Consider the following 9,984-nt stretch of genomic DNA (forward strand, 5'->3'; position numbering starts at 1 on the left):
CGTCCGCACGATCGAGCGGGCTCGCCCGGAAGGCCGATTTCCGGCCACGGGCGGACGATGGAGGCAGAGCCGTACGCGGTTGCGACACGTGAGGAGGTGTACGGCGATGGCCCAGTTCATGGATGTCCACCACGGTATGAAGGGCATCACCGCGGACCAGCTGATGGAAGCCCACAAGGCGGACCTCGCCATCCAGTCGGAGGAGAAGGTCACGTTCCAGCGCGCCTGGGCCGACCCCGCGTCCGGCGAGGTCTACTGCCTGTCCGAGGCCCCCTCGGCTGCGGCGGTCCAGAAGATCCACGAGCGGGCGGGACACCCCGCCGACGAGATCCACCCGGTGCCGCTGAGCGTCTGACGGGGACGGAGCACTCCGGTACCGGCTTCCGGTACTGACCGGAAATGTTCGTACGGACGGGAGGTAAACGGGAGGCCTTCGGCATATGCCGTGAGCAAGAACGTTACGGATGTTGCCAAACGCCTTACAGGCCGTCCCAGGCTGTGCCACAGTCGTAACCGGTCCTTCTTTCAGACCTGGCCGTGCCGCGCCTGTATCGCCGCGCCTGTATCGGAGTGCTCATGCCGTCCCACCTGTACGCGGACCGTTCCGCGCAGCCGCCCGAGCCGGGATCCGTGGACGCGCTGATCTCGCAGACCCGCCGGCTGCGCGGCGAGGTGGACGCGGTGCGCCGCGACACCGTCGTGGACGACGACGACGCCCAGGGCCGCTGGCAGCGCGCCCTCTGCGACCTCGCCGTGCACCACCTCGACGACCTCGGGCAGCACCTGGGCCAGCTCAAGGAAGGCCTGCCGCCCGCCCCCGAGCACGCCGAACTCCCCCCGGCGCCCCCGGAGACCGCTTCCGAGGACCGCCAGACCCGTGTCGGCAGCGCCGAGTGGAACCTGCTGACGGACGAGGTCACCTGGTCCGAGGAGCTCTTCCAGATCTTCGGCCGCTCCCCCGAGGCGGGCCCGCTCCCCCTCGACGAGCTGGGGTCCACCCTGTTCTCCGAGGACCAGCCGCTGCTGACCGCGATGGTCACCGACTGCCTGGTGGACGGCAAGCCGATAGACGGCGAGTTCCGCATCGTCCGGGCCGACGGCCGCGTCCGGACGCTGCACATGAGGGGCGAGCCGGTACTCGACGCGGACGGCTGCACGGCCTCGATGTGGGCCGTGCTGCGCGACGTCAGCGAGCTGCGGCGGAGCCAGCGGGCGGAGCGCGAGTCCCGTGACTCGCTCCAGCGCCGGCGGGAGATCGCGCAGACCGAGCACCGGCTGGCGGTCGAGCTGCAGGAAGCCGTGCTCCCCCCGTGGCGCGGCTCCCTGCGGTTCCCGCACGACGACGCCGCCGCGTTGGACGTGGCCGCGCACTACCTGCCCTCCGCGACCAGCTCGCTGATCGGCGGCGACTGGTACGACGCGCTCGAACTGCCCGACGGCCGCTCCCTGCTGACGGTCGGTGACCTGACCGGGCACGGGGTGAGCGCCACCTCCGGCATGGCCATGCTGCTCGGTGCCCTGCGCGGGATGGCCATGGCCGGCATCGAGCCGGGCCCGCTGATGGGCTGGCTGAACCAGCTGCTGGAGACCTCCGCCCAGCCTGCCCTCGGCTCGGCCGTCTGCTGCCGGTACGACCCCGCCCGTCGGCTGCTCTCCTGGGCGCAGGCGGGGCATCCCGCGCCGCTGCTCTTCCGCCGAGGCCAGGGGCGTGCGCTCCAGCCTCCGGAAGGGGTCCTGCTGGGGGCCACCTCGGGAGCCGTGTACGGGCAGGCCGAGGAACTGCTGGAGCTGGGCGACGTACTCGTCCTGTACACCGACGGACTGACCCCGCACGGCGTCGGGTTCACCCGGGCCGACCAGACCGAGCGGCTGCTGGCGCTCGCACCGCGGTTCTCGGCGGCGCGGTCGGCGCGTGACTGCGTGCGGATGGTGACGGAGGAGTTCGGCGAGAGCGGGCGCGAGGACGACGCCTGCGTCCTGGTGGCCCGCGTCGGCGGCTAGCCGGCGGCGGGGTCCCCGCAACGGTCCGATCCGAGGGGCCGCGCCTGAGGCGCGGCCCCGTCCGCCGTCCGTCCCCGTCCTCCACGGCCCGCGGCACCGCCCCCTAGACTTCCGCCTCCGCCGCGTGCGTGACGCGCCGGGCCGGGGACTCGGGGAGGGCCTGCTCGATCTCCTCGCGCAGGTCCTCGATGCGCGCATAGCCGGCGTACTGGCCGGTGAGCCGGTACATCTCGCGGAGCCGGTCCCACGTCCGGTGCGAGGAGGTCTCGTTCATCGACACCAGGGCCAGGCGGGCGTAACGGTCGGCCTGTTCGGGGTCGTCGGCGATGAAGCAGGCCGAGGCCATGGAGATGTAGTCGAAGATCTGCGAGCGCTGGTGGCCGTCGCCGCGCAGCCGCAGCGCCTCCCGGGCGTGCCGCGCGGCGACCGGCGCCGCCGAGGCGTCGTGGTCGGCGAGCGTGCGGTAGGCGAGGGCCTGCATCCCGTGCAGGTCGGCCTCGTCGAAGTGCTGCATCCAGGAGGGCGGCGGTACGTCCCCCTTGTCGGACACGAACAGGTCCTCGGCCTCGCCCAGGGTGCGGCGCATGGCCTGGCCCTTGCCCATGGCGGCCTGGGCCCAGGCCTCGATGGTGTGCAGCATGGCGCGGGTGCGCGGCAGGGTCTGGTCCCCGGAGCCGGCCTGGGCCAGCTTCATCAGGTCCAGGGCCTCGTTCGGCTTGCCCAGGTGGACCATCTGGCGGGCGGCCCGCGACAGCGCCTCGCCGGCGCGCGGGCGGTCGCCGCCCTCGCGCGCCGCGTGGGCGGCGATGACGAAGTACTTCTGCGCGGTGGGTTCGAGGCCGACGTCGTGCGACATCCAGCCCGCCAGCACCGCCAGGTTGGCCGCCACCCCCCACAGCCTGCGCTGGAGGTGGTCGGGGTGGTGGTAGGCGAGCATGCCGCCGACCTCGTTCAGCTGGCCCACGACGGCCTTCCGCTGGAGCCCGCCGCCTCTGGAGGCGTCCCAGGCCCGGAACACCTCGACCGAGCGCTCCAGGGCCTCGATCTCCTGCGAGCCGATGGGGGCGGCCTCGTAGCGGTCGTAGCCCGCCGGGTCGGCCTGGTAGGGGTCGCCGAATCGCTGCGGGTCCTTGGCGGTGGCGGGATCGCCTTGCAGCCAGTCGTACATGGCGTTGCTGAGGGCTGAGCCGGCGGTGAGCGCGGCGCCCGCGCCCATCAGGCCGCGACGGTTGAGCATGAGGTCCATTCCCGTGAATTCGGTGAGGACCGCGGCTGTGCGTTCGGGCGCCCAGGGCACTCCGTCGGGGTTCTCCTTCGCCCCGTCCGGCTGCCGTCTGGCGGTGCGCCGCTGTCGTACGAACCCGAGGTCCTCGATGGTCACGACACGACCGAGCCGCTCGGTGAACAGTGCTGCCAGTACCGTGGGCACCGGTTCGCGCGGGGTCTCCCCCATGTCGATCCAGCGCCGCACCCGCGAGGTGTCGGTGGCCAGTTGGTGGTGGCCCATCGCGGCCGCCTGCCGGTTGACCATCCTCGCGAGTTCGCCCTTCGACCAGCCGGCCAGGCCGAACAGGTCGTTCAGACGGGTGTTTGGACCTTTGCTCACGTCAAGCCCCCAGGTTCTCGGCTGAGTTGACAGTAGCCCCCTGTCAGTTCCCCGTGGACTATTCGCCAGGGTTCGCCAGGGCACGCCCCGTGGTTCGCCACCTGCCGCCGGGTGTCAGGTAGGAATGCGCCTCCCCGACCCGGTTCACCGGCGGAACTCCCCAGGGTGAAGTACGGGATCCGGCGGGGCGGCGTACGCAACTCGTCGGCGCACGAAGGGAACCGTAGAAGCCATGTACGCAGCAACGTCCTCCGTGTCCGCCCCGGTCCGCCCGCACCGCACCCTCCAGGCGGGGGGCGGCGGCCTCTCCTTCGAACCCGGCCGTCAGCCCGTCCCGGCGCAGGGCGCCGTCCGGGCGCGGCGGATGCCGGCGGCCGGAACGCAGCCGCTCAGCGGAAGAATCGACCTGTCCGGCCCGCAGGGGGCGCAGTTGCGCACCGCGCTCGCGTCGGTGCAGCGGATCTGTCCGGAGTTCGCGCCCGTCCAGGTGCTGCGGCGCAGCGGCCGGTCGGTCCTCCTGGTGGGGACGACGGGGCGGATGACCGCGGTCGCGAAGGTTTTACTGGACCACTCGCCCGAGTGGCGCGAGCGGTACCGGCACGAAATAGCGGCGTACCGGACCTTCGTCCGGCACCGCCCGCCGGTCCGTGTGCCCCGGCTGATCGCCGCCGACCCGGAGAACTGCGTCCTGGTCGTCGAGCGGATGGCCGGCCGGGTCGCCGCCCTCCAGAGGCATCCCGTGGAGGCGCCGCCGAGGACCGACGTACGGGCGGCGCTGGGCGCGGTGTGCCGGGTCAACCAGTGGCGTCCGCCGGCCGACCTGTTCGGTCACCCGGTGGACTACGCACGGCGGATCTCCCGGGACCACGACCTGGGACTGCTGACCGACCGGGACTACGGCGACCTGCAGAAGCTGCTGCACGGGCTGCGGCCGGCGGGTACGCCGTGGCAGTTCAACCACGGTGACGCGCTGCTGTCGAACCTGCTCCTGTCCCCGGCGGGGCCGGTGATGCTGGACTGGGAGCACGCGGGCTGGTACCTGCCGGGCTACGACCTGGCGACGCTGTGGACGGTGCTGGGTGACGCCCCGGCGGCGCGCAGCCAGATCAGCCGGCTCGCGCAGTCGGCCGGTCCGGCGGCCCGGGACGCCTTCCTGGTCAATCTGATGCTGGTGCTGACCAGGGAGATCCGGATGTGCGAGACGGCCGTCCAGCGCTCGATGCTGGCGGCTCCCGCGGCCCAGCCGCTGCCCGCGGGGGCCCTCTCCTCGGGTGAGGAGCAGCGCCTGCTCCTGCGCCGCCTGCACGACGACGCGGGCATGGCCCGCAGAGCGGTCCGGGCGGCGGTCGGCACCCGCTGACCCTCCGGCCCGCCGCGTACCGGAATCCCGTGGCCCCCACACCTGGTGTGGGGGCCACGGGATTTCGGTCTTTCCGGGCAGGGGTTCCGGCCTTTCCGGGGCGGATCGCCCCGGCGCGCGTGCCTTGACATCACATGATCCCCCGAAGACCTTTTCTGACTCAGCATCAGGAAGCCCCTCTCCCCTGCCCCTTCCCACACCGCTGGAGCCCGCCCATGACCGAGGCCGTGTCCATATCCGGGAGCGCGGACCGCGAGCGCCCCGTCCCCTCCCGGAGCGCTCGCCGCCGCCGTGCTGCCGGCGACCGCCGCGCGGGCCGACGGGGCCCCGCTCGGGGAGTACGACGTCGTGGTGGTCGGCTCGGGGGCGGCGGGGATGACCGCCGCCCTCACCGCCGCCGGGCGGGGGCTGAGCGTGCTGGTGGTGGAGAAGGCCCCGACCTTCGGCGGTTCGGCGGCGCGTTCCGGGGCCGGGATCTGGCTGCCGAACAACTCGGTGATCCTGGGCGCGGGGGTGCCGGACACCCCGGAGAAGGCGGAGGTGTACCTCTCGGCGGTGGTGGGGCCGGAGGTGCCGGCCGACCGGCAGCGGGCCTTCCTGGCCAACGGCCCGCGCATGCTGGACTTCGTCATGGCGAACAGCCCGCTGAGGTTCCGCTTCATGGACGGCTACAGCGACTACTACCCGAACCTGCCGGGCGGGCTGCCGAACGGCCGCTCCATCGAGCCGGACCAGTTCGACGGGAACGTCCTGGGCGCCGAACTGGCGCACCTGAACCCGGCGTACATGCCGGTGCCGGCCGGGATGGTGGTGTTCAGCCAGGACTACAAGTGGCTGAACCTCGCCGCGGTCACGGCGAAGGGGCTGGCGGTGTCCACGGAGTGCCTGGCGCGCGGCACGAAGGCGGCGCTGCTCGGGCAGAAGCCGCTGACGATGGGGCAGGCGCTGGCCGCCGGGCTGCGGGCCGGGCTGATGCGGGCGGGGGTGCCGGTGTGGCTGAACAGCCCGCTGGTCGACCTGGTCCAGGAGGGCGGGGCGGTCACCGGGGTGGTGGTGGAGAAGGAGGGCGTACGGGGTGTGGTGCGGGCCCGCCGGGGAGTGGTGGTCGGCTCCGGCGGCTTCGAGCACAACGCGGCCATGCGGGAGCGGTACCAGCAGCAGCCGATCGGGACCGGGTGGTCGGTGGGGGCGAAGGAGAACACCGGCGACGGCATCCTGGCGGGGCAGCGGGCGGGCGCGGCGCTGGCGCTGATGGAGGACGCCTGGTGGGGGCCGTCGATCCCGCTGCCCGGGGAGCCGTACTTCTGCCTGGCGGAGCGGACCCTGCCGGGCGGTCTGATCGTCAACCGCGCGGGGACGCGGTTCGTGAACGAGGCGGCGCCCTACAGCGACGTGGTGCACGTGATGTACGAGAAGGACCGGGGCGCGCCGGGCTCGCACATCCCGGCGTGGCTGATCGTGGACCAGAACTACCGCAACCGGTACCTGTTCAAGGACGTCCTGCCGACGCTGCCCCTGCCCGACGAGTGGTTCGAGGCGGGCGTCGCGAGGAAGGCGTGGACCTGGGACGCGCTGGCCGGGCAGATCGGGGTGCCCGCGGCAGCGCTGCGGGCGACGCTGAACCGCTTCAACGCCCAGGCGTGGAGCGGTTCCGACCCCGACTTCCACCGGGGGGACACGGCGTACGACCACTACTACACGGATCCGAACGTGACTCCGAACTCCTGCCTGGCGCCGGTCTGGGCCCCGCCCTTCTACGCCTTCCGGATCGTGCCGGGCGACCTGGGGACCAAGGGCGGGATCGTCACCGACGCCCGGGCCCGCGCGCTGCGGGCGGACGGATCGGTGATCCGGGGCCTGTGGGCGGCGGGCAACGCGAGCGCGGCGGTGATGGGGCACAGCTACGCGGGGGCCGGTTCGACGATCGGCCCCGCGATGACCTTCGGCTACGTGGCGGCGAACGACATCGCGGACACCGCCTGACGGGCTCCGGAGGTCAGCCCTGCTGGAAGAGCTCGGCCGGGAGCGGCTTCAGCAGCGCGTAGAGGTCGTCGGTGATCGGGCGGTCCCAGCTGGCGATCGTCACGAGGACGTTGTCGCTGCGGTCGAACTGGACGCAGGAGATCCGGCCCTCGGAGAGCTTGACCTTGCGGACGATGAGGAGGTTGTCGCCCTGCATGACGGGGCAGTCCTCGGTGCCGGTGACCTCGACCTCCTCGTCGTTCTCCAGGGCGTCGAGGAGCTGGGCCACCTCGAAGGGCACCTGCCCCTCGCCGAGGTCCCGCGCCGGGGACCCCTCGGGGAGGTTGCCGATGATCATCGCGGGGCCGCGGCCGCCGAAGAGGTCGTAGCGGAGGAAGACTCCCTGGCAGCTGCCGTCGGGGGCGGGCAGCAGCCCGGCTCCGAGGTTGCCCGGCCAGTCCCCCGGGTCCATGGCCAGGACGTCGAAGTCCGGGCCGGCGGGTGTGGCGGCGCGGTGGCGGCGGAGGAAGGACATGCGGCCCATGGTACGTGGCCGCGCGGGTTTTCCGGCGCCGGGGTGCTCCGGCCGCCGGGGGCGGGGCGGATGGGCCGCAAAGATCCCGGACCTGCGGGTATGGGGTGTCCGTCCGTCATGCTCCTTACTGGCCGTTCGGCTCCCCGCCTGCGCTTTTCCCTGCCGCCACCACCCCTCCTGGCTGTATCTTGCTGTCCGTCCCCGCCACCCGTCCGCGATCGTTTTCGAATCGGCGACTACGATCCGAAGGTGGGGATCTCGATGGCCGGGGGGCCGACCGCCATCCCGGGCGTACAGGCGGCCTCGGACGTATGGGAGCACGACGGATGACCGTGTCTGCTGGCGATCCGCCGCCTCCCCTCGCCGTGACCCTCGACCGGATACGGACGCGCGCCGGGGAGAGGGGGCTGGACGTGGACGGGATCCTGGACCCCCGGGCCCTCTCGGAGCGGGCCGGCGTCCCCCTGGAGCTGACCGCGGCCCTGCTGCGCGGTGAGGAAGTCCCCGAGGCCGCGGCCGGGGGGACCGAGGAGCGGGTCCGCCGGCGGGCGGTGTTCCTGTACGCGGTCTCCCGCGACGCCTGTGGCCGCCCCTACCGCGTCGCGGACATCGCGGCCGCGATCGGTGCCCCGCCCCGGTGGGTCGGCGCCCTGGTGTCCGGGCGCAAGCCGCCGCACCTGCGCCACTGCAGGGCGTTCGCCGCCTTCTTCGGGCGCGAGGCCTCCTTCCTGACGGACACCCCTGCCCAGGCGGTGAGCCGGGCCCTGCGGCCCACCCTCGAATCCCTCGACTACCGATCGGGCAACCTGATGGCCGACCTCGTGGACCAGTACGGCCTGGTCTCCGTCTCCACCCGTGGAAGACCCCTGACCCGCACCCAGGAGACCCTGCTGCTGGGCATGATCACGGGGATGCTGTCCGCCGAGCGGCACGCGGGGGTGACCCGGTGAACCTGTCCCGTTCGATGCGCAAGCTGTGCACCACGCTGACCTCCTCGCTCGAGCTGGAGGCGCCGGCCGATCCGCAGACCCTCTTCCGCGCCCTGTGCGACGCCATGAGCCGTACGCGCGGCGGCCGTCCCATCGTGCTGCGCTTCGAGCGGTTCCCCACCGAGCTGACCACTTCGGGCCTCTGGCTGAACATGGAGAAGTACGACATCGTCGTCGTGGAGAAGTACACGACCCCGGACCACCAACTGGTCATCCTGGGGCACGAGCTGTGGCACATGAACGCGGGCCACTGCGGCGAGCACGGCCGCCGGGCGGCGGACGCGGCCCGGTCCCTGCCGGACGCCTCGTCGCTGACGTACGAGAGCGTCGCCGCGCGATCCCACTACGAGGACGCCCAGGAGATAGAGGCCGAGCGGTTCGGTCTGATGCTCGGGGACCGGTGCCGGGCCTGGCTGGCGGGCGGCGAGTCCCCCGCGGCCGGGCGCAGGGACGGGGGCGTGGCGGGCCGGATAGGCAGCGCGCTGGGCTACCGCGGGCCGATCGGCTGACGTTGACCTCGGACAAGTTCTACATCCCGTACCTCATCCCGGCGGCGATCCTCACCCTGGCCCTCGCCATCCGCCTCCCGGTGATCATGAGGTTCTGGCGGATCGACCCGAACGTGCGCTCCTTGAGCGGCCTGCTCCTGCTGGGCTCGGCCGTCTTCTACTTCGGCCGGCCCAAGAGCCTGGCCCTGCTGAACAGTTCCACGGGCGTCAGCAACTTCGCCGCGCCGCTGGTCTACTCGCTGCTGACGATGTTCTGCGCCTACTGCCTGATCATGGTCATCCACTGGCGCGGGGGCGACCCCCGGCGGGTGCGGCGGACCACCTGGACGATCTGGTCCGTGTACGCGGGCGTGGTCGCCGGTCTGTGGATCACCTTCGCCTTCGCCGACGTGCCGGTCGAGCGGCTGCGGGACCTGGACACGTACTACGCCGGCACCCCCTGGATGCGCGAGCACATCCTGCTGTACCTGGCGGCCCACACGGCCGCCTGCCTGATCACCGCGACGGTCATCCGGACCTGGCTGCGGGAGGTGGCGGGCTGGCTGCGCGCCGGCCTGGTGTTCCTGGTCATCGGGTTCGTCCTGAACCTCGCCTACGACGCGGTGAAGCTCATCGCGATCGTGGCCCGCTGGACCGGCCACGACCTGGACTGGCTCAGTACGTACGTGGCCCCGCCCATCGCCTCGGTGTGCGCCCTGTTCGTCGCGGTGGGCTTCATCCTGCCGCACGCCGGCCAGGCGACGCAGGTGCTGTGGACGGACTACCGCCAGTACCGCTCCCTCGCCCCGTTCGTGCGCGAGCTGGACGGGCTGGACACCGGCTCGCTGCGGCTGCCGCGGCGGACGCCGCTGAGCCGGCGTCTGGTCCAGCGCAGGACGCAGATCAGCGACGGGCTGCTGCGGCTCCAGCCGTACATGGACCCGGGGGTCCGTGACCGGGCCCTGGCCGAGGCCCTGGCCCGCGACGAGGCGCCGGACCGGGCGGCGGCGACCGCCGACGCGGTGGCGGTGGTCGCGGCGGTG

General features: G+C 72.7%; 9 protein-coding genes. 7 read left to right on the forward strand and 2 right to left on the reverse strand.

Translation table 11 applies throughout. The features are described from left to right. The first annotated feature begins 106 nt into the window (after positions 1 to 106). Together VR44_RS25385 and VR44_RS25390 are read left to right on the forward strand one after the other, a co-directional pair. The gene (locus tag VR44_RS25385; RefSeq protein ID WP_045949914.1) at positions 107 to 355 is read left to right on the forward strand and encodes an SCO4226 family nickel-binding protein; all 249 of its coding nucleotides are present in this window, start codon (positions 107 to 109) and stop codon (positions 353 to 355) included. A gap of 221 nt (positions 356 to 576) precedes the next feature. Next, positions 577 to 2,001 (forward strand): PP2C family protein-serine/threonine phosphatase, encoded by a 1,425-nt coding sequence (locus tag VR44_RS25390; protein ID WP_045949915.1) that lies wholly within the window; start codon positions 577 to 579, stop codon positions 1,999 to 2,001. Positions 2,002 to 2,104: 103 nt separating this feature from the next. Here VR44_RS25390 and VR44_RS25395 read toward each other — a convergent pair whose 3' ends face one another. Continuing rightward, positions 2,105 to 3,607: a DNA-binding protein NsdB gene (locus VR44_RS25395; RefSeq protein ID WP_045949916.1), complete on the reverse strand. Its 1,503-nt coding sequence runs from the start codon at positions 3,605 to 3,607 to the stop codon at positions 2,105 to 2,107. Between the two features lie 232 nt (positions 3,608 to 3,839). Here VR44_RS25395 and VR44_RS25400 point away from each other — a divergent pair, with 232 nt between their 5' ends. Beyond that, on the forward strand, positions 3,840 to 4,967 hold the full coding sequence (locus VR44_RS25400; RefSeq protein WP_045949917.1) for an aminoglycoside phosphotransferase family protein: 1,128 nt from the start codon (positions 3,840 to 3,842) through the stop codon (positions 4,965 to 4,967). A 291-nt stretch (positions 4,968 to 5,258) separates the two neighbouring features. Beyond that, the gene (gene kstD / locus VR44_RS25405) at positions 5,259 to 6,950 is read left to right on the forward strand and encodes a 3-oxosteroid 1-dehydrogenase (RefSeq protein WP_045949918.1); all 1,692 of its coding nucleotides are present in this window, start codon (positions 5,259 to 5,261) and stop codon (positions 6,948 to 6,950) included. A 13-nt stretch (positions 6,951 to 6,963) separates the two neighbouring features. Here the strand turns inward: kstD and VR44_RS25410 are convergent, their stop codons facing one another. Beyond that, on the reverse strand, positions 6,964 to 7,464 hold the full coding sequence (locus VR44_RS25410) for a hypothetical protein (RefSeq protein ID WP_045949920.1): 501 nt from the start codon (positions 7,462 to 7,464) through the stop codon (positions 6,964 to 6,966). Positions 7,465 to 7,790: 326 nt separating this feature from the next. Here VR44_RS25410 and VR44_RS25415 point away from each other — a divergent pair, with 326 nt between their 5' ends. The 3 genes from VR44_RS25415 to VR44_RS25425 form a co-directional block, all read left to right on the forward strand. Beyond that, on the forward strand, positions 7,791 to 8,414 hold the full coding sequence (locus VR44_RS25415; protein WP_157880402.1) for a hypothetical protein: 624 nt from the start codon (positions 7,791 to 7,793) through the stop codon (positions 8,412 to 8,414). 14 nt (positions 8,415 to 8,428) lie between these two features. Then, on the forward strand, positions 8,429 to 8,962 hold the full coding sequence (locus tag VR44_RS25420) for a toxin-antitoxin system toxin component (RefSeq protein ID WP_045949921.1): 534 nt from the start codon (positions 8,429 to 8,431) through the stop codon (positions 8,960 to 8,962). Positions 8,963 to 8,964: 2 nt separating this feature from the next. Continuing rightward, positions 8,965 to 9,984, forward strand: a 1,020-nt coding sequence (locus tag VR44_RS25425) for an MAB_1171c family putative transporter (RefSeq protein ID WP_052713821.1), incomplete at its 3' end; no start/stop codon positions are given.

The sequence above is a fragment of the Streptomyces katrae genome, from assembly GCF_000966975.1.
GTDB classification, from domain to species: Bacteria; Actinomycetota; Actinomycetes; order Streptomycetales; family Streptomycetaceae; genus Streptomyces; species Streptomyces katrae.